The sequence below is a fragment of the Brenneria uluponensis genome (assembly GCF_032395385.1).
Taxonomy (GTDB): Bacteria; Pseudomonadota; Gammaproteobacteria; order Enterobacterales; family Enterobacteriaceae; genus Prodigiosinella; species Prodigiosinella aquatilis.
In genome coordinates this window covers 1,015,127-1,035,565 of sequence record NZ_CP135917.1, presented here as the reverse complement: position 1 = coordinate 1,035,565, position 20,439 = coordinate 1,015,127, and the positions used below count along the sequence as shown (strand labels likewise).

Genomic DNA, 20,439 nt, shown 5'->3' with positions numbered 1-20,439 from the left:
TACTCTCTGTTCAAGGGCGCACGCAGCGCCCCATCACATCACCACGAGGAAGCATTATGCGCAAAACAAGCATGGTTATTCTTGCCCTGAGTGCCGTACTCAGTACTTCATCAATGGCCGCAGAACTGCCGGGCAACGGTATTAAGGTTCAGCCCCTGCAAAGCAGCCTGGCTGAAGAAACGTTCCAAACTCTGCTGGTTAACAAGGCTCTGGATAAACTGGGATACGACGTGCTGCCTATCCGTGAAGTGGATTACAACGTCGCTTACACAGCCATAGCGGCCGGAGATGCCACTTTCATGGCTGTTAACTGGGACCCGCTGCACGCCGACCAATACAAGGCCGCCGGTGGTGACGCCAAATTTTACCGCCAGGGTGCCTATATCTCGGGCGCTGCCCAGGGGTATCTGATCGATAAAAAAACCGCGGATAAATACAAGATAACCAACATCGCCCAACTGAAAGATCCCAAAATAGCCAAATTATTTGACTCCAACGGTGACGGCAAAGCCGACCTGACAGGCTGTAATCCTGGCTGGGGATGTGAAGCCATGATCAATCATCAACTAAAGGCATATCATCTTAACCAGACCGTTGAACATAATCAGGGTAACTATGCGGCCCTGATCGCCGATACCATCGCTCGTTATCACGAAGGCAAGCCTATTCTCTACTACACCTGGACGCCTTACTGGGTGAGCGATGTTTTGGTTCCAGGACGTGATGTCGTCTGGTTACAGGTACCGTTCTCTTCTCAGCCAGGTGAAATGAAAGGTGTCAGCACCAAACTGCCTAATGGTATGGATTACGGTTTCCCGGTAAATACCATGCGTATTGTCGCTAACAAAAAATGGGCGGAAAAAAATCCGGCGGCGGCTAAACTTTTCGCCATTATGAAATTACCAATCGCCGATGTGAATGCGCAAAACCTGCGGATGCACAACGGGGAAGCGTCTCAACAGGATATTGAACGCCAAACAGAGGGCTGGATCCACGTGCATCAGAAACTGTTTGACGGTTGGGTCAGCACCGCTCTCAGCGCAGCAAAATAACGCCCTTTTAAAGTCCCTGCCTGTCCGTGGCTGACGCAAAACCTTTTGCATCAGCCACGGACAGGCAGGTTCCCTTACCAGCTCAATCTTCGCTTATCCACACATCCCTTCCCGATCAATGCAACTATCTATAAGCATAATAATATGTCGTAAAACAGCAGGATATATGGCAAGCCCTGCGATTATCTGCTGGTATCTTTATCGAAGCTGTTCGATACTGAGCATTATTTTCTTAACACGATATTAACTATCCCCACTATGCCTACACAACAGCATACAGCGTTAAGCCCGATGCTCACCCTGGTAATGTCCGCCGCTACCGGCCTTGCGGTCGCCAGTAATTACTATGCCCAGCCATTGCTGGATGCCATAGCCAACGCATTCAATCTCTCGGTTAATCAAGCCGGGTTTATCGTTACCGCGGCGCAATTGGGCTACGCTTTCGGTTTACTCTTCCTGGTGCCGCTCGGTGATATGTTGGAACGCCGCAGCCTGATTGTCATCATGACATTACTGGCCGCCGGAGGCATGCTGATTACCGCCTCGTCCCCTACACTGTGGCTGATGATTGTCGGAACGGCGCTCACCGGCCTGTTTTCGGTGGTAGCACAATTGCTGGTTCCGCTAGCAGCCACGCTGGCAACACTGGAAACCCGCGGCAAAGTAGTGGGTACCATTATGAGCGGACTGTTGCTGGGTATCCTGCTGGCCCGTACAGTCGCGGGGGCATTGGCTTCGCTGGGAGACTGGCGTACCGTTTACTGGTTCGCCAGCGCATTAATGGCCGTCATGGCGCTGATACTGTGGCGAGCATTGCCACGTTACCATCAACCCAGTAGCCTCAATTATCCGCACTTGCTGGTATCGATTTTCACACTGTTCAGTGTGTCACCTTCACTGAGAACTCGTGCTCTGCTGGGTGGGCTGACTTTTGCCAATTTCAGCATTTTATGGACCTCAATGGCGTTCCTGCTGTCCGCATCACCCTATCGGTATTCAGAAGGTATCATCGGGTTGTTTGGTCTGGTCGGCGCTGCCGGTGCAGTTGCCGCCAACAGTGCCGGACGCAGGGCAGATCGCGGCAAGGCGGCCACCACCACCACAGCAGGGCTGCTGTTATTGACCGTGTCATGGATTCCTATCGCTTTCGGTATACATTCCATCGTGGCGTTGCTACTGGGTATTATTCTGCTGGATTTAGCCGTTCAAGGGGTACACGTTACCAATCAAACTGTGTTGTATCGCATGATGCCCGAAGCGCGTAACCGTCTTACCTCTGGCTATATGACTTGCTACTTTATCGGTGGTGCGCTTGGCTCGCTTATCTCGGCATCTGCTTATCAGCATTTTGGCTGGCTTGGCGTATCCGCAGCCGGTGTATCACTGAGCCTCATAAACCTGCTGGTATGGTGGCAGGGACACAACCATGAACATATTCACTCTTCGGCCCCGTCGTGTTGATATTTTTTGTGTTACCCATCTATCACTGATGGGTGGCATTCCATACTGCGCTATGGGATCGATAACGATAATGCTTCTTTCTGACAATACAGCACAATGAGCGGTGATATCCATGGACAATGCCGATCGCTTAACGCCGGATAATATTGCAACACTAGCCAGTGCCTCGTTCAGTGAAGGTTTGTTCGATAGCCTGCCAATTGTTATCGGCTACCTACCGGTAGCATTTGCCTTTGGTATGAATGCTGTCAAGCTTGGTTTTACCCCACTAGAGGCCATCTTTCTGTCCAGCATCATCTACGCTGGCGCCAGCCAGTTTGTCATAACCGCCCTGCTCAGCGCCGGTGCATCCATCTGGGTGGCCGCCTTTACCGTGATGGCGATGGACGTTCGGCACATTTTATACGGACCAGCCCTGCGCCACCGTATTTTGCAACGGTTGCCAACCGGTAAAACAGCACTGTGGGCATTCGGATTGACCGATGAAGTCTTTGCCGCAGCAACCACCCGATTGGCACGGGACAATCGGCGCTGGTCAGAACAATGGATGCTAGGGGTAGCGATGTGCTCCTGGTTATCGTGGATAGCAGGCACCGTGATAGGCGCTGTTTTTGGTAATGGCCCGTTGGTCGCCTATCCAGCCGTTGAAGCTGCTCTCACTTTCATGCTACCGGCACTATTTTTGAGTTTCCTGTTAGCCTCGTTCAAACGCCGTCAAAGTCTGGTGGTAGCCGCTGCGTTAAGTGGAGCATTACTCGGACTACTGGCATCGTCAATTCCTGCGGCGATACTTATCGGCATCAGTGCCGGTTGCCTGGCGACACTGCTTCAATCCAACATCCAAACCGAGGAGAAAGCATGAATACATCAATTTTTTTTATTGGTTTGATTGTTGGAACGGTGAATTTTCTTTTTCGATATCTGCCTTTACGGCTAGGTGCTTCACGCGTTTCCAGTAGCCTTCAACATGGCAAAACGGGACTTCTGCTGGATAGTATAGGCATTGCATCCATCTGTGCCTTACTGGTGGTTTCCAGCGTCCCAGATATGCTTAAACAGAGCGAAAAATTTCTGCCAGCGTTAGCCGGGTTTACCATACTAACGCTGTGCTTCTATACCACCCGCAGTATTATCGTTGCTACACTGGCAGGTGCGTTATGTTATGGAATTGCCTTTAAATTTTTTATCACTATGATTTGATACGGTGTAAGCTGCGCTGAATAATCGGTTTTAATTATCGAAACCACGCCGAACCCGGCACAGAAACTTACTTACTTTCTGTCACAGAATAAACGTAATCATATGGCTTTCTATCATTTACCTAATTAGTAACATTGGTTATTATACTGGCCGTGATTAATGAGGTTGACATTAATGGATAGTTCATTTGCTCCAATCGAAGAGATGCTACACATGCGGGCAGATCGTCGGCCGGATTTCCCTTTTCAGGAAGTTCTGATCCTCAGGCTGTTTATGCATGTGCAAGCGAAAATTCTCGAACACCGAAATCGGATTCTGAAAGAACAGGATATTAACGAAACGCTATTTATGGCGTTGATTACCTTGGAAGCCCAGGAGAACTACAGTATTCAACCGTCAGAACTCAGTGCCGCTCTGGGGTCTTCACGAACCAATGCGACTCGCATTGCTGACGAACTGGAGAAACGTGGCTGGATTGAACGGAAGGAAAGTGATAGCGACCGACGCTGCCTGCATCTGTTCATGACGGAAAAAGGGAAAGCCTTTCTGAATGAGCTGTTACCACCACAATACAGAAGCCTGCATTTCCTCTGTTCGATACTCGAAAACGATGAGCAAAAGCAATTAGAAGTCCTGATGCGTAAATTATTGCTACGCCTTGATGAAATGGATCAGGGAACGCATTAATTCACGGCATCACTCCATAGCAACGGCCATCGTCATCTCAATCATGCGGACCTCATCGTGTCTGTAGGTATGCTCATGTCCCAGAAGAGTCATACCCATTGCTCTCACTTTCCGTTGTCAATCAGGGTTGATTGATTATCAGCAACGGATGTACTGCCAAACCGGCCAAGAAAACCGGTAGATACAATCGCCATACTTATCGCGGAATGTGTTACCGAGATAGTTATCACCAACCAGGTTAGCCGACACATGGAAAATAAAGATAATCAAAGGGAGAATATCATGAGTACCAACGTGGAAAATCAAGCTCCACAATCAACACATAAAAACAAAAAAAGGCAGCGTAGACGGATCTTAACACTGCTCAGCATCATCTTTATCTTTCTAGGTTGTGTATGGTTTGCTTATTGGTATCTGGTATTGAGACATCACCAAGAAACTGATGATGCCTATGTAGCAGGCAATCAAGTCCAAATCATGGCGCAAGTTACCGGCAGCGTAACGCAAGTCAATGTTGATAACACCGATTTAGTGAAGAAAGGTGATGTACTGGTGGAGTTGGATGCCACGGATGCCCAACAAGCTTTTGAACGAGCACAAGCCGTGCTTGCCACCAATGTACGTCAAACCCACCAGCTCATTATCAATAGCAGGCAATACCAGGCCAATATATCATTGAAACAAACCGCACTGGATCAGGCCACCAGCGATTTAAACCGCCGGGAAGCGCTCGGTAAAGTAAATGCCATTGGGAAAGAAGATGTACAGCACGCCCGTGATGCTGTTTCCAGCGCGAAAGACTCACTGGAAGTTGCCAAGCAACAATATGCAGCCAACCAGGCCATGATCCTGGATACCTCACTGGAAAAACAGCCGGCGGTACAGCAGGCGGCGCTTGATTTGCGTGATGCCTGGTTGGCGCTGAAACGTACACACATTGTCAGCCCAGTCGACGGTTACGTTTCCCGCCGCAATGTGCAGGTAGGTGCCCGCATTTCAACCACTTCCTCGCTGATGGCAGTCGTCCCAGCCGATCATCTATGGATCGATGCCAACTTCAAGGAAACTCAACTCGCCAATATGCGTATTGGTCAGCCTGCGTCTGTCACCAGTGACATCTACGGTGATGATGTTATCTATAAAGGCAAAGTTGTTGGCCTGGATATGGGAACAGGTAGCGCCTTCTCATTATTACCGGCTCAAAATGCCACCGGCAACTGGATCAAAGTGGTACAGCGCCTTCCAGTGCGTATCGAACTGGATCCTAAGCAGATCGCCGAGCATCCTTTACGGATTGGGTTATCCACACAAGTGACTGTGGACACGGCCAATGATGAAGGGAAAATGTTGTCTGACACGCGACGCAGTAAACCAGCCTATCAAAGTGACGCATTGGAGTTGAACCTCGCCCCCGTCAACAAGCTGATCGATGACATTATCAGGGACAATGCCAGTTAAGCATAAGGAGATGAGTGTGCAGAAAAAACCGCTTGAAGGCATAAGTCTGGCCTTCATGACGTTCGCGCTAGCCATGGCGACCTTCATGCAAGTGCTGGACTCCACAATTGCCAATGTAGCCATCCCAACTATCTCGGGTAATCTTGGTGCCTCTGACTCACAAGGAACGTGGGTTATTACCTCATTCGGGGTAGCAAACGCCATTTCTATTCCACTCACCGGCTGGCTGGCTAAACGCCTGGGAGAAGTCAGGCTGTTTGTCTGGTCGACGGGACTATTCGCACTAATGTCATGGATGTGCGGAGTTTCTACCAGCTTGGAGATGCTGATCTTCGCCCGCATATTACAAGGGTTGGTCGCCGGCCCTATTATTCCGCTGTCCCAGAGTCTGCTGCTCAATAATTATCCCCCAGCTAAACGTGGCATAGCACTGTCGCTGTGGGCTATGACGGTGGTGGTTGCACCAATTTTTGGCCCGATCCTTGGCGGCTGGATCAGTGATAACTACCATTGGGGCTGGATATTTTTCATCAACGTTCCTTTGGGCGTTGTCGTCGTACTGATTACATTGCAGGTACTACGTGGTCGGGAAACCAAAACGGAGATCCGCCCTATTGATACCATTGGACTGGTACTGCTGGCGTTAGGCGTTGGTAGCCTACAGATGATGATGGACAGAGGGAAAGAGCTAGACTGGTTTAACTCCACCGAAATTATCATACTGGCAATAATCGCGGTGATAGCGCTGCTGTTCCTGATTGTGTGGGAACTGACAGATGACAACCCGGTGGTCGATTTGTCACTGTTCAAATCACGTAACTTTACCATCGGTTGTCTATGTACCAGTCTGGCCTTCATGTTCTACTTCGGTGCAATTGTTTTGTTACCGCTGCTATTGCAGGAAGTGTATGGCTATACCGCCACCTGGGCTGGGCTGGCATCCGCACCAGTAGGACTAATGCCGGTGTTGCTAGCGCCGCTGATTGGCCGGTTCTCGTCGCAGTTGGACATGCGCAAGCTGGTCACTTTCAGCTTCATCATGTATGCCGTCTGTTTTTACTGGCGAGCCTATACGTTTGAGCCCGGCATGGATTTTGGCGCTTCCGCCTGGCCACAATTCTTCCAGGGGTTTGCTGTCGCGTGCTTTTTTATGCCGTTGACAACCATTACCTTGTCAGGTTTGCCGCCGGAACGGATGGCGTCCGCCTCCAGTCTTTTTAACTTCAGCAGGACGCTGGCTGGTTCCATTGGCACTTCGGTGACGACCACTCTGTGGGCACGACGTGAGTCGCTACATCACGTTCAGTTGACCGAGTCAATAACCTCTTACAATCCAATCGCACAGGAAACCTATCGGCAATTGGAAGCAATGGGATTAACCAAGGAGCAGGTTTCAGCCTACATTGCCAATCAGATTACAGGACAAGGATTGATTATTGCCGCCAATGAAGTTTTCTGGGCCGCTGCTGGTGTATTCCTGGCCTTAACGGTATTGGTATGGTTTTCCCGTCCTCCCTTTAGCAGTGGAGTCGGAGCTGGTGGAGGCGCGCACTGACAGCGATATCTTCCTTTGATATCAGTCAAGGTTGCACTCCGAGTATCTGGCATGAGGAAAGGCATTCCTTCGGGGGAGCCTATCCTCATGCGTCATCTACTGCGGTAGGTGAATGATGCCAACTCCAGTGTCCAGGCTATTATCTGCTTTGCCAGCAAACTAATGGTGGTTCTGACGCCACCATTCCGCCAGCAGAATACCCGTTGCGACAGAAATATTCAGGCTTTCCACTTTTCCGGTACCGTCGATAGAGACCTTCATGTCTCCTTGCTGCCAGGCGCTGTCAGAAAGACCATCACCTTCCTGCCCTAACACGATGACCATTTTGGCCGGCAGCGTTGTTTGGGATAATGCCGTCCCTTTATGGCTAGATGTCGTTACAATGGTATAGCCAGCTTGACGAAACTGAGACAGCACATCAATAAAATCATCGGCATTGATGGCTTTCACATGTTCCGCACCACCTTCCGCAGTACGTACCGCCGCACCGGACTCCAGCTGCGCCGCATCCTGAACCAGTACACCGTTCACACCAAAGTGCGCACAACTACGTATGATACCACCCAGATTATGTGGATTACCTACATCTTCCAATGCCAGTACGCAATCGGTCTCACTCACACTGTGCAAGTATTCACTTACATCCATACCATTACGTTTCTTGATCAGGAAACACACGCCACCGTGATGTTCAGTACCTGATGCTTTAGTTAGCTCGTCTTCTTCAACTACATGATAAGCTTTACGATTCGCCGCCATCCAACGCAGCGCATCACGGAAGCGCGGTGTGACTTCCTGCAGGAACCAGGCCCGGATAATCGCTTCTGGGCGACTTTTAAATAACGCCTGACAAGCATTTTCACCATATACGCGGGTTTCTTCCGCCCGTTGACGACGAATCTGCTCATGGTCAATCTGGCTTTTGCCACCAATACCGCCATGATCCGGTGTTTCATCTGGTGCACGGGAGACGGTCTTCCACGGTGAATCATAACCCGTATTGTCATCACGACGCGCCGGACGTTCGCGATCACTGCTCTTCTCGCTAGGCCACTTTTCACGCCCTTTATCCTGACTTGCACCACGCGGTCCATTGTCACGCGACGAACGCGGATTTTTATCCCGCGATCCGCTATCATTACGACGGTTGTCTGTCGGACGTTTGTTTTTATTGTTTTTTTCGTCCCCATCATCGCTACGGACGTACATCACACGGACTTTGCCGTTTTTCCCACTGAATGAATCACTCATGTCTTTCTCCACCTACGCGCTGGGCGCGAAGATTACCTTATGTACACCGGCTTAGCTACCTGCTTGTCATAAAAGCCAACAACTATTGTAGCCATTGAATAAACCACCTTGTTCATACCGCGACCACTATCCATACTTATCCTACTCCAAGTTACCTGTTGTTGATCTTCTATTGCTCCACCGCATACTTTCATCAACAGCTCGCTTAATCAGCCCTTTATCATTTGAGGCCTTGTTATGAATACGGTATGTGCATCTTGTCACACAACAAACCGGCTACCTGAAGAACGTATTGACGATCATGCCAAATGTGGTCGATGTGGTATGCCGTTGTTCAGCGGCGAAGTGATCAATGCAACCGAAAAAACACTGGATAAATTATTGCAGGACGACCTACCGATAGTCGTAGATTTCTGGGCTCCCTGGTGCGGTCCTTGTGTCAGCTTTGCGCCCGTATTTACAAGCGTAGCCCAGGAAAATGGCAGCAAAGTTCGCTTCGTCAAGATAAATACCGAAGCCGAGCCAGCACTCGGTGCCCGTTTTCGTATTCGCAGTATTCCCACAATCATGCTCTTCAAGCAAGGCAAGCTGGTGGACATGGTGAATGGCGCTATGCCTAAAGCCCCTTTTGAAAAATGGCTGAGTGAATCGCTCTGATTCTCCCGTAAACCCGGTGCATTCGGTATGCCGGGCCTTTTGGTCCATTCGCCAGTGGTTTAGAATGACGCCTTTAAGCGGGATACTATGACCGAGAATGCCGTTCTTCGTTTACGCCAGCAACGTCTTGAGCAAGCCACGCGCCCTTTCCGCGCGCGTGGTTGTCGGGTAATACGCTGTCAGCGCTGTCTGTTACCCGTAGCCAACTGTTTGTGCCATACCATTCATTCTCAATCATCCCGCAGCCGCTTTTGTCTGGTCATGTTTGATACCGAACCGCTGAAACCCAGTAATACCGGCCGCCTGATTGCCGATATTCTGCCAGATACCCAGGCTTTTCTCTGGTCGCGAACCGATCCGGATCCCCTTCTGCTAAACGCAATCAAGAACCCCGACTATCAGCCTTATCTGGTGTTTCTGGCCGATAAAAATGAAACAGGGAGACAGGTGTTTCATCAATTACCGGCGCAAGGTAAACCACCGTTATTTATCCTATTGGATGCCACCTGGCCAGAAGCGCGCAAGATGTTTCGTAAAAGCCCTTATCTGGATCCGTTACCGATATTGTCATTGGACGTTGATGCAATCTCACGCTATCAACTACGGGAGGCCAGCAGCGCCGGACAGCACTGTACCGCCGAAATCGCGATCGCATTGTTGCAGCAAGCTGACGATACACTGGCATCCAGTGCGTTGGCAGAACATTTTGATCGTTTCAGAAAACATTATCTGGCCGGTAAAGCCAATCATGCCCCACAGGAAATTCCACCAGTTGTCACAGCAATACCGACAGAAAGCGTTTAATATCTATTAATTAGGCAGTACGTGATCACAATGAATGTACAACTCACCAGATCACTCGCCCATCGTGAAACACTGCCCGGTCTTTATCCTGACAGGAGCGATTTATGAGCCAGCGCGGGTTAGAAGCACTATTACGTCCCAAATCAATAGCCGTTCTTGGCGCATCAGAAAAACCGGGGCGGGCAGGGTTTCTTATGATGCGCAATTTGCTGGATGGTAATTTCAGCGGACCGGTGTTACCGGTTACACCAAAATATCGCGCTGTCTGTGGCGTACTGGCTTATCCTGATGTTGCCAGTCTTCCCATGACACCGGATCTCGCTGTCATTTGTACCCGTGCCGACCGTAATCTGCTCTTGTTGGAAGATTTGGGAAAACACGGTTGTAAAACTGTCATCATACTGTCGGCACCTCCGGTACAATTCAGTGAACTCAAGGCCTGCGCCACCCTGTATCATATGCGACTGTTGGGCCCCAACAGTCTCGGGCTACTGGCCCCCTGGCAGGGACTTAACGCCAGTTTTTCACCCGTTCCGATAATAAAAGGAAAGCTGGCATTTATTTCGCAATCAGCGGCAGTATCCAATACCATTCTTGACTGGGCACAACAGAGGGGTATCGGCTTCTCTTACTTCATCGCGCTAGGTGACAGCATCGACATCGACGTAGATGACTTGCTGGATTTTCTAGCCCGTGACAGCAAAACCAGCGCTATTTTGCTACATCTGGAACAGATCAGCGATGCGCGGCGTTTTCTTTCTGCTGCCCGCAGCGCCTCACGCAACAAGCCCATTCTGGTGATCAAAAGCGGGCGTAGTCAGCAGGCACAACAACTTCTCCACGGTACCCGTCAAGGATTGGATGCTGCCTATGATGCAGCCATTCAACGTGCAGGGTTACTACGCGTCAGGGATACACATGAGCTGTTTTCCGCAGTAGAAACCCTCAGTCACTTGCGACCACTACGAGGTGAGCGTTTACTACTGATCAGTAATGGAGCCTCTCCGGCGGCTCAAGCACTTGACCAACTTCTCAGCCGACAGGGAAAACTGGCGCTGATAAACGAAGCCACACAACAGGCATTGCAAGAAGCGCTGCCTGATTCCGTGTCTGTCGGTAATCCGCTTGATCTACGTGATGATGCTACTGCCGAACGCTATCTGGCCGCATTGACGATCCTGTTGGATAATGATGACTATGATGCCTTACTGATCATTCATGCCCCAAGTGCTGCCGCGCCAGGTACCGAAAGCGCAGAAAAAATGATTCATTTGCTCCAGCAGCATCCACGCGGCAAACGGATTACAATTTTAACCAACTGGTGTGGCGAGTTCTCCTCGCAGGAAGCACGTCGTTTATTCAATAGGGCAGGTATTCCTACTTATCGGACACCCGAAGGTGCAGTGACAGCATTTATGCATATTGTCGAATACCGGCGGAACCAGAAACAACTGATGGAAACACCGGTATTGCCACAAGATCTCACGGCCAATACTGGTGAAGCCCATAAGCTTATCTGTCAAGCTCTGAAAGAGGGAGCCACACAGCTCGATACGCATGAAGTACAGCCTATACTGAAATCCTATGGACTGAATACACTGCCTACCTGGATCGCTGGCGACAGTACTGAAGCCGTCTACATCGCGGAAAAAATTGGTTATCCGGTCGCAATCAAACTGAGATCCCCAGACATTGCGCATAAATCAGAAGTACAGGGAGTCATGCTCTATTTAGGCACTGCCCGCGAGGTACAGCAGGCTGCCGATGCAATGTTGGAACGGGTTAAGCGTACCTATCCACAGGCCCGAATATACGGTCTGCTAGTGCAGAGAATGGCAAATCGTGCCGGTGCGCAGGAATTGAGGGTCGCGGTAGTACAAGACGCCGTTTTCGGCCCTCTGATCATGCTGGGTGAAGGTGGTGTGGAATGGCACAATGAGACACAGGCTGCAGTGGCATTGCCCCCATTAAACATGACACTGGCCCGCTACCTGATCATGCAGGCACTGAAAAATGGTAAAATACGCGGGCACAGCGCCCTCAAACCGTTAGATATTCCCTCATTGAGTCGCCTGCTGGTACAGGTATCCAACCTTATTCTTGACTGTCCGGAAATTTCCCGTCTTGATATCCATCCCTTGTTGGCCTCAGGGGACGAATTCACGTTACTGGACGTGACACTACACATCTCGCCCTTTAGCGGCGATCCACAATCAAGACTATCAATCAGACCTTATCCGCAGCAACTAGAGGAAATCGTCACATTAAAAAATGAGACGACCTGCCTGTTCCGCCCTATTCTGCCTGAAGATGAACCGCTGCTGAAAAATTTTATCAGCAAAGTGACCAAAGAGGATCTTTACTACCGGTATTTCAGTGAAATCAATGAGTTTAGCCATGAAGACCTAGCCAATATGACCCAAATTGACTACGATCGAGAAATGGCATTTGTCGCTCTCCGGCCAACTGATGCAGGGCCAGAAATTATCGGTGTTAGCCGCGCCATTTCCGATCCCGATAATACTGACGCAGAGTTTGCGGTTTTGGTTCGTTCTGATTTAAAAGGACTGGGATTAGGCAGACACCTGATGGAAAAGCTAATTCACTATGCTGATGTTCATGGGCTGGAGAAACTTACCGGCATTACCATGCCCCATAATCAGGGCATGTTGACACTGGCAAAGAAACTGGGTTTTTCTCTCGATGTCCAGCTGGAAGAAGGGATCGTTTCTTTAGAATTGCTGTTAAATACACCACATCAAATGTGATATAGCCCCTTGTATAGCAAACGATATGCTATCAATGGTAAAACTTGCTCACAACAGCCGGAAAGTAATGGTATTATCGCCCGATTCAACGATACGTTAATGTTCACCATGACCAGGCATGGTCATAACACGATGAGAGAAGAACCGCACTGTGATGTTGTCAAAATTAAAGCGTAATCAATACCAACAACACCTTGCACAACTGCCTAAAATCCCCCAGTCAGCTGACAATGTACAGACGCTTCATAGTCCAGCACTTTTTCGCACCACGCTCATAAACACGATTCTTGCCGCCAAGAAACGTGTTTATTTAGTGGCGCTCTATCTGGAACATGATGATGGTGGTAAAGCAATTCTTTCTGCACTCTATCAGGCAAAGCGGCAATGTCCTGAACTGGATATTCGAGTGCTGGTTGACTGGCACCGCGCACAACGCGGGCGCATTGGTGCCAAAGCAGTTAACACCAACGCCGATTGGTACTGTGAGATGGCACAGCAAAATACTGATGCCAGCTTCCCGGTTTATGGCGTTCCGGTGAACACTCGAGAAGCGTTAGGTGTGCTCCATCTTAAAGGTTTCATCATTGACGACACCGTACTTTATAGCGGAGCTAGTCTGAACGACGTTTATCTGAACAGTCATGATAAATATCGTTATGACCGCTATCAGCTTATCTGTAATCCTGCGCTTGCTGACACTATGAGCCACTATGTAAACGATTTACTAATGGCACCGGCAATACAGCGGCTTGATTACGAAACTCGTCCTAAAACGATTGAAATCAAAAATGAAATCCGCCAATTCCGTCAATCATTACGCACCGCGTTTTATCGGATTCCAGCCTATAACGATACTGGCGATACGCTAACGGTCACACCACTGGTAGGATTGGGGAAAAACAGTCCATTAAATAAAACAATTCATCATTTGATGTACTGTTGTGAACAGCATCTGATGATGTGTACGCCTTACTTTAATCTGCCAACGCTGCTAGTCAGAAACATCATTCGGCTGCTGCGTGATGGTAAGAAGGTAGAAATCATCATCGGTGACAAAACCGCAAACGATTTTTTTATTCCAGAAGACCAACCCTTTAAAATTATCGGTGCCTTGCCATATCTGTATGAAATCAACTTGCGACGTTTCCTCAGCCGCCTTCAGAAATATATTGATAGCTCGCAGTTGGTCGTTCGCCTGTGGACAGACGCGGACAACAGTTTTCACTTGAAAGGTATGTGGGTCGATGATGAATGGCAACTACTGACGGGTAATAACCTTAATCCCCGAGCCTGGCATCTTGATCTCGAGAATGCCATCCTTATTCATGATCCCTGCCAATTACTGTCAGAACAACGAATGCAGGAACTGGAATGTATTCGCTCTCACTCGACTATTGTTCGTCATTATCAAGAACTCGAAGGCATTGCACAATATCCGGTTAAAGTACGTAAACTAATTCGGCGATTGCGCCGGGTTCGTATAGACAAGCTGATTAGCCGTCTCCTTTAGCCCATAAATAAACCTCGTATCTACGGGGTTTATTTATATACAAAGAAACGAAATCAAACTTCCCCGTATTTTTGCCGTGTCACTTTTATATTTTGGATAAATCCAGATAGCATCTAATTTATAGGTCTCGCAAATATTAAAATATCATGAGAAAAAATCCCAAATTACGCTAATGGTTTTAATTTTTTATCTCTGACTGTTTGCCGTCTGTAGACTAGATACTAAATTTGGAAGCAAAAACCCACAATATCCACTGAAGGTTTGCCGTTATTTGATACTGACCCGGCGACAGCATGCTGGGCAGATATCCCACCGCGCATGCCGGCTGCATCAACACTACCAACGTGAAAAAGCCCTCTGCTTTCACAGAGGGCTTCGTCTTGTTGAATGCCTGGCAGTTCCCTACTCTCACATGGGGAGACCCCACACTACCATCGGCGCTACGGCGTTTCACTGCTGAGTTCGGCATGGGGTCAGGTGGGACCACCGCGCTATCGCCGCCAGGCAAATTCTGTTTCATCCCGACCGTCACACTTCCGTGTAACCATCAGAACCAATCTCGGAACATCACTGAAAATATATCGTCTCTCTTCCAAAACACCTTCGGTGTTGTAAGGTTAAGCCTCTCGGGTCATTAGTACTGGTCAGCTCAACGCATCACTGCGCTTACACACCCAGCCTATCAACGTCTTCGTCTTAAACGTCCCTTCAGGGGCCTTTAAGGCCCAGGGAAGACTCATCTCGGGGCAAGTTTCCCGCTTAGATGCTTTCAGCGGTTATCTCTTCCGCACGTAGCTACCGGGCAATGCAATTGGCATCACAACCCGTACACCAGTGGTGCGTTCACTCCGGTCCTCTCGTACTAGGAGCAACCCCCCTCAATCTTCCAACGCCCACGGCAGATAGGGACCGAACTGTCTCACGACGTTCTAAACCCAGCTCGCGTACCACTTTAAATGGCGAACAGCCATACCCTTGGGACCTACTTCAGCCCCAGGATGTGATGAGCCGACATCGAGGTGCCAAACACCGCCGTCGATATGAACTCTTGGGCGGTATCAGCCTGTTATCCCCGGAGTACCTTTTATCCGTTGAGCGATGGCCCTTCCATTCAGAACCACCGGATCACTAAGACCTGCTTTCGCACCTGCTCGAGCCGTCACTCTCGCAGTCAAGCTAGCTTATGCCTTTGCACTAACCTCCTGATGTCCGACCAGGATTAGCTAACCTTCGTACTCCTCCGTTACTCTTTGGGAGGAGACCGCCCCAGTCAAACTACCCACCAGACACTGTCCGCAACCCGGTTCACGGGCCCACGTTAGAACATCAAACATTAAAGGGTGGTATTTCAAGGTTGGCTCCACGCAGACTGGCGTCCACGCTTCAAAGCCTCCCACCTATCCTACACATCAAGGCTCAAGGTTCAGTGTCAAGCTATAGTAAAGGTTCACGGGGTCTTTCCGTCTTGCCGCGGGTACACTGCATCTTCACAGCGAGTTCAATTTCACTGAGTCTCGGGTGGAGACAGCCTGGCCATCATTACGCCATTCGTGCAGGTCGGAACTTACCCGACAAGGAATTTCGCTACCTTAGGACCGTTATAGTTACGGCCGCCGTTTACCGGGGCTTCGATCAAGAGCTTCGCCTTGCGGCTTACCCCATCAATTAACCTTCCGGCACCGGGCAGGCGTCACACCGTATACGTCCACTTTCGTGTTTGCACAGTGCTGTGTTTTTAGTAAACAGTTGCAGCCAGCTGGTATCTGCGACTGCGCAACGCTCCATCCGCAAGGGACTTCACCTCGCACAGCGTGCCTTCTCCCGAAGTTACGGCACCATTTTGCCTAGTTCCTTCACCCGAGTTCTCTCAAGCGCCTGAGTATTCTCTACCTGACCACCTGTGTCGGTTTGGGGTACGATTCGATGTTACCTGGAGCTTAGGGGCTTTTCCTGGAAGCGTGGCATTTGTCACTTCGACACCGTAGTGCCTCGTCATCACGCCTCGGCGTTGACAGCGCTCCGGATTTGCCTGGAGCACCCACCTACACGCTTAAACCGGGACAACCGTCGCCCGGCCAACATAGCCTTCTCCGTCCCCCCTTCGCAGTAACACCCAGTACAGGAATATTAACCTGTTTCCCATCGACTACGCCTTTCGGCCTCGCCTTAGGGGTCGACTCACCCTGCCCCGATTAACGTTGGACAGGAACCCTTGGTCTTCCGGCGTGCGGGTTTTTCACCCGCATTATCGTTACTTATGTCAGCATTCGCACTTCTGATACCTCCAGCAATCCTCACAGACCACCTTCAACGGCTTACAGAACGCTCCCCTACCCAACGGACATATCCTTAAGTCAACTCGACGTAATGAACGCTTTGACGTCGCGGCGCTCCGTCAATCGGTTTTCGCATAATTGTCTTAAGTGATATGTCCGCTGCCGCAGCTTCGGTGCATGGTTTAGCCCCGTTACATCTTCCGCGCAGGCCGACTCGACCAGTGAGCTATTACGCTTTCTTTAAATGATGGCTGCTTCTAAGCCAACATCCTGGCTGTCTGGGCCTTCCCACATCGTTTCCCACTTAACCATGACTTTGGGACCTTAGCTGGCGGTCTGGGTTGTTTCCCTCTTCACGACGGACGTTAGCACCCGCCGTGTGTCTCCCGTGATAACATTCTTCGGTATTCGTAGTTTGCATCGAGTTGGTAAGCCGGGATGGCCCCCTAGTCGAAACAGTGCTCTACCCCCGAAGATGACTTCACGAGGCGCTACCTAAATAGCTTTCGGGGAGAACCAGCTATCTCCCGGTTTGATTGGCCTTTCACCCCCAGCCACAAGTCATCCGCTAATTTTTCAACATTAGTCGGTTCGGTCCTCCAGTTAGTGTTACCCAACCTTCAACCTGCCCATGGCTAGATCACCGGGTTTCGGGTCTATACCTTGCAACTTGACGCCCAGTTAAGACTCGGTTTCCCTGCGGCTCCCCTATTCGGTTAACCTTGCTACAAAATATAAGTCGCTGACCCATTATACAAAAGGTACGCAGTCACCCCACCCCAAAGCACTCACCGCTTGTCTTGTGTGTTGGGCGTCGCAAAAGACGCGCCGCCACCGCGATGCTGCTGTTGCGGTGCCTTCATCACCAGAGAATGCTTTGGTGGTGGGGCTCCCACTGCTTGTACGTACACGGTTTCAGGTTCTGTTTCACTCCCCTCGCCGGGGTTCTTTTCGCCTTTCCCTCACGGTACTGGTTCACTATCGGTCAGTCAGGAGTATTTAGCCTTGGAGGATGGTCCCCCCATCTTCAGACAGGATATCTCGTGTCCCGCCCTACTCGTCGAACTCACAGCAAGCGCATCTTTGTGTACGGGACTATCACCCTGTACCGTGCGACTTTCCAGACGCTTCCACTGATGCACAAACTGATTCTGGTTCTGGGCTCTTCCCCGTTCGCTCGCCGCTACTGGGGGAATCTCGGTTGATTTCTTTTCCTCGGGGTACTGAGATGTTTCAGTTCCCCCGGTTCGCCTCATGTCACTATGGATTCATGACATGATAGTGTGTCGAAACACACTGGGTTTCCCCATTCGGGTATCGTCGGGTATAACGGTTCATATCACCTTGCCGACGCTTTTCGCAGATTAGCACGCCCTTCATCGCCTCTGACTGCCTAGGCATCCACCGTGTACGCTTAGTCGCTTAACCTCACAACCCGAAGGTGTTTCTTCTTTTCTGAATGGCTGCGCCTCATGAATACTGCGTTGTGCCGTACTCGGTATGCTCATGGACATCACGTCCACTGCGCTTCCTCCGTGCGGTACGCCTTGTCTTCATCGGGCTCGCTCATTCATCGATTCGGAATATCCGGGATGCGATTATTTGAGAGACTCTGATACAGCCAACTCCCGCCATCAAGGCAGGTTTCGCTGTATCGTTTCAATTTTCAGCTTGTTCCAGATTGTTAAAGAGCAAATAACATAAACCTGACTATCGCTAATCAGCTTTAGGTTATCGTCGACCGTGCCTTTCACCCACTGTCATTTTTGGCGTCCCCTAGGGGATTCGAACCCCTGTTACCGCCGTGAAAGGGCGGTGTCCTAGGCCTCTAGACGAAGGGGACACATCATGTCGGCTTCGCTGACGCGCGCTCTGTTTTCATCAGACAATCTGTGTGAGCACTTCACACAACGGCTATCTTTGGTAAGGAGGTGATCCAACCGCAGGTTCCCCTACGGTTACCTTGTTACGACTTCACCCCAGTCATGAATCACAAAGTGGTAAGCGCCCTCCCGAAGGTTAAGCTACCTACTTCTTTTGCAACCCACTCCCATGGTGTGACGGGCGGTGTGTACAAGGCCCGGGAACGTATTCACCGTAGCATTCTGATCTACGATTACTAGCGATTCCGACTTCATGGAGTCGAGTTGCAGACTCCAATCCGGACTACGACGCACTTTATGAGGTCCGCTTGCCCTCGCGAGTTCGCTTCTCTTTGTATGCGCCATTGTAGCACGTGTGTAGCCCTACTCGTAAGGGCCATGATGACTTGACGTCATCCCCACCTTCCTCCGGTTTATCACCGGCAGTCTCCCTTGAGTTCCCGCCATTACGCGCTGGCAACAAAGGATAAGGGTTGCGCTCGTTGCGGGACTTAACCCAACATTTCACAACACGAGCTGACGACAGCCATGCAGCACCTGTCTCTCAGTTCCCGAAGGCACAAGTCTGTCTCCAGTCTCTTCTGAGGATGTCAAGAGTAGGTAAGGTTCTTCGCGTTGCATCGAATTAAACCACATGCTCCACCGCTTGTGCGGGCCCCCGTCAATTCATTTGAGTTTTAACCTTGCGGCCGTACTCCCCAGGCGGTCGACTTAACGCGTTAGCTCCGAAAGCCACGGCTCAAGGCCACAACCTTCAAGTCGACATCGTTTACAGCGTGGACTACCAGGGTATCTAATCCTGTTTGCTCCCCACGCTTTCGCACCTGAGCGTCAGTCTTCGTCCAGGGGGCCGCCTTCGCCACCGGTATTCCTCCAGATCTCTACGCATTTCACCGCTACACCTGGAATTCTACCCCCCTCTACGAGACTCTAGTCTGTCAGTTTTGAATGCAGTTCCCAGGTTAAGCCCGGGGATTTCACATCCAACTTAACAGACCGCCTGCGTGCGCTTTACGCCCAGTCATTCCGATTAACGCTTGCACCCTCCGTATTACCGCGGCTGCTGGCACGGAGTTAGCCGGTGCTTCTTCTGCGGGTAACGTCAATGAAACACTCTATTAAAGCGCTCCCCTTCCTCCCCGCTGAAAGTACTTTACAACCCGAAGGCCTTCTTCATACACGCGGCATGGCTGCATCAGGGTTTCCCCCATTGTGCAATATTCCCCACTGCTGCCTCCCGTAGGAGTCTGGACCGTGTCTCAGTTCCAGTGTGGCTGGTCATCCTCTCAGACCAGCTAGAGATCGTCGCCTAGGTGAGCCATTACCTCACCTACCAGCTAATCCCATCTGGGTTCATCCAATGGCGTGAGGCCCGAAGGTCCCCCACTTTGGTCTTGCGACGTCATGCGGTATTAGCTACCGTTTCCAGTAGTTATCCCCCTCCATCAGGCAGATCCCCAGACATTACTCACCCGTCCGCCGCTCGCCGGCGGGGAAGCAAGCTTCCCCCCGCTGCCGCTCGACTTGCATGTGTTAGGCCTGCCGCCAGCGTTCAATCTGAGCCATGATCAAACTCTTCAATTTAAGATTTGTTTGATATGCTTCCGAAGAAGCGATGCTCAAAGAATTTATAACTGTTTATTCGTAATGAATTTACTGTCAGTCACTCTTCAAGTCTTTTCGTATTGATTACGATAGGGTCCTGTGAGTGCCCACACAGATTGTCTGATTATATTGTTAAAGAGCGTTCGCCGCGGCACTGCCGCTGACGTGAGGTCGCGTATACTACGCCATCCTCTTGCAGAGTCAACGAGTAATTCGTTTTTCCCGGCCTGACTCTGTGTTGTGTTGTTCACCAGCACCGGGTCAGTGGAGGC

The 20,439-nt window shown here is 50.3% G+C and carries 12 protein-coding genes, 1 tRNA gene and 3 rRNA genes; 11 read left to right on the top strand and 5 right to left on the bottom strand.

The window, feature by feature from the left end; translation table 11 throughout:
- Window positions 1-56: 56 nt before the first annotated feature.
- From proX to emrB, 7 genes are all read left to right on the top strand, one after another.
- Window positions 57-1,052, top strand: a complete 996-nt coding sequence (gene proX, locus RS889_RS04760) for a glycine betaine/L-proline ABC transporter substrate-binding protein ProX (RefSeq protein WP_315709537.1) — start codon at window positions 57-59, stop codon at window positions 1,050-1,052.
- Window positions 1,053-1,310: 258 nt separating this feature from the next.
- On the top strand, window positions 1,311-2,513 hold the full coding sequence (locus tag RS889_RS04755; RefSeq protein WP_315709536.1) for an MFS transporter: 1,203 nt from the start codon (window positions 1,311-1,313) through the stop codon (window positions 2,511-2,513).
- Between the two features lie 112 nt (window positions 2,514-2,625).
- Entirely contained in the window at window positions 2,626-3,375 is a 750-nt protein-coding gene (locus RS889_RS04750) for an AzlC family ABC transporter permease (protein WP_021017493.1), read from the top strand.
- A complete protein-coding gene (gene ygaH, locus RS889_RS04745) occupies window positions 3,372-3,713 on the top strand; it encodes an L-valine transporter subunit YgaH (RefSeq protein WP_021017494.1) in 342 nt (113 codons plus the stop codon). Before RS889_RS04750 ends, ygaH begins: the two co-directional genes overlap by 4 nt.
- 174 nt (window positions 3,714-3,887) lie before the next feature.
- Entirely contained in the window at window positions 3,888-4,400 is a 513-nt protein-coding gene (mprA, locus tag RS889_RS04740; RefSeq protein WP_021017495.1) for a transcriptional repressor MprA, read from the top strand.
- 282 nt (window positions 4,401-4,682) lie between these two features.
- A complete protein-coding gene (gene emrA / locus RS889_RS04735; protein ID WP_315709535.1) occupies window positions 4,683-5,858 on the top strand; it encodes a multidrug efflux MFS transporter periplasmic adaptor subunit EmrA in 1,176 nt (391 codons plus the stop codon).
- Window positions 5,859-5,874: 16 nt separating this feature from the next.
- Window positions 5,875-7,413, top strand: a complete 1,539-nt coding sequence (emrB, locus tag RS889_RS04730) for a multidrug efflux MFS transporter permease subunit EmrB (RefSeq protein WP_315709534.1) — start codon at window positions 5,875-5,877, stop codon at window positions 7,411-7,413.
- 159 nt (window positions 7,414-7,572) lie between these two features.
- Here the strand turns inward: emrB and RS889_RS04725 are convergent, their stop codons facing one another.
- A complete protein-coding gene (locus tag RS889_RS04725) occupies window positions 7,573-8,664 on the bottom strand; it encodes a tRNA/rRNA methyltransferase (protein ID WP_021017498.1) in 1,092 nt (363 codons plus the stop codon).
- A gap of 237 nt (window positions 8,665-8,901) precedes the next feature.
- On the opposite strand from RS889_RS04725, the gene trxC reads away from it, so the two are divergent.
- From trxC to pssA, 4 genes are all read left to right on the top strand, one after another.
- Window positions 8,902-9,321: a thioredoxin TrxC gene (gene trxC / locus RS889_RS04720; RefSeq protein WP_021017500.1), complete on the top strand. Its 420-nt coding sequence runs from the start codon at window positions 8,902-8,904 to the stop codon at window positions 9,319-9,321.
- An 87-nt stretch (window positions 9,322-9,408) separates the two neighbouring features.
- Window positions 9,409-10,125 (top strand): tRNA-uridine aminocarboxypropyltransferase, encoded by a 717-nt coding sequence (locus RS889_RS04715; protein WP_315709533.1) that lies wholly within the window; start codon window positions 9,409-9,411, stop codon window positions 10,123-10,125.
- Between the two features lie 104 nt (window positions 10,126-10,229).
- Window positions 10,230-12,893, top strand: a complete 2,664-nt coding sequence (locus tag RS889_RS04710) for a bifunctional acetate--CoA ligase family protein/GNAT family N-acetyltransferase (protein WP_315709532.1) — start codon at window positions 10,230-10,232, stop codon at window positions 12,891-12,893.
- Between the two features lie 157 nt (window positions 12,894-13,050).
- Window positions 13,051-14,403 carry a CDP-diacylglycerol--serine O-phosphatidyltransferase gene (gene pssA / locus RS889_RS04705; protein ID WP_425475134.1) on the top strand — a complete coding sequence of 451 codons (1,353 nt, stop codon included), beginning with the start codon at window positions 13,051-13,053 and terminating at the stop codon, window positions 14,401-14,403.
- A gap of 389 nt (window positions 14,404-14,792) precedes the next feature.
- On the opposite strand, the gene rrf is transcribed toward pssA, so the two are convergent.
- The 4 genes from rrf to RS889_RS04685 form a co-directional block, all read right to left on the bottom strand.
- Window positions 14,793-14,908, bottom strand: a 5S ribosomal RNA gene (gene rrf / locus RS889_RS04700).
- Between the two features lie 108 nt (window positions 14,909-15,016).
- Window positions 15,017-18,107: ribosomal RNA gene (locus RS889_RS04695) — 23S ribosomal RNA — on the bottom strand.
- A 339-nt stretch (window positions 18,108-18,446) separates the two neighbouring features.
- Window positions 18,447-18,522: transfer RNA gene (locus RS889_RS04690), tRNA-Glu, on the bottom strand.
- Window positions 18,523-18,603: 81 nt separating this feature from the next.
- A 16S ribosomal RNA gene (locus RS889_RS04685) occupies window positions 18,604-20,146 on the bottom strand.
- Together the 16S, 23S and 5S rRNA genes with 1 tRNA gene alongside form the textbook arrangement of a ribosomal RNA operon.
- Window positions 20,147-20,439 lie beyond the last annotated feature (293 nt).

Excerpts from the sequence above, each read along its gene's own strand:
- proX (WP_315709537.1), top strand. The coding sequence starts at position 57 with ATGCGCAAAACAAGCATGGTTATTCTTGCCCTGAGTGCCGTACTCAGT.
- RS889_RS04755 (WP_315709536.1), top strand. The coding sequence starts at position 1,311 with ATGCCTACACAACAGCATACAGCGTTAAGCCCGATGCTCACCCTGGTA.
- RS889_RS04750 (WP_021017493.1), top strand. The coding sequence starts at position 2,626 with ATGGACAATGCCGATCGCTTAACGCCGGATAATATTGCAACACTAGCC.
- ygaH (WP_021017494.1), top strand. The coding sequence starts at position 3,372 with ATGAATACATCAATTTTTTTTATTGGTTTGATTGTTGGAACGGTGAAT.
- mprA (WP_021017495.1), top strand. The coding sequence starts at position 3,888 with ATGGATAGTTCATTTGCTCCAATCGAAGAGATGCTACACATGCGGGCA.
- emrA (WP_315709535.1), top strand. The coding sequence starts at position 4,683 with ATGAGTACCAACGTGGAAAATCAAGCTCCACAATCAACACATAAAAAC.
- RS889_RS04725 (WP_021017498.1), bottom strand. The coding sequence starts at position 8,664 with ATGAGTGATTCATTCAGTGGGAAAAACGGCAAAGTCCGTGTGATGTAC.
- trxC (WP_021017500.1), top strand. The coding sequence starts at position 8,902 with ATGAATACGGTATGTGCATCTTGTCACACAACAAACCGGCTACCTGAA.
- RS889_RS04715 (WP_315709533.1), top strand. The coding sequence starts at position 9,409 with ATGACCGAGAATGCCGTTCTTCGTTTACGCCAGCAACGTCTTGAGCAA.
- RS889_RS04710 (WP_315709532.1), top strand. The coding sequence starts at position 10,230 with ATGAGCCAGCGCGGGTTAGAAGCACTATTACGTCCCAAATCAATAGCC.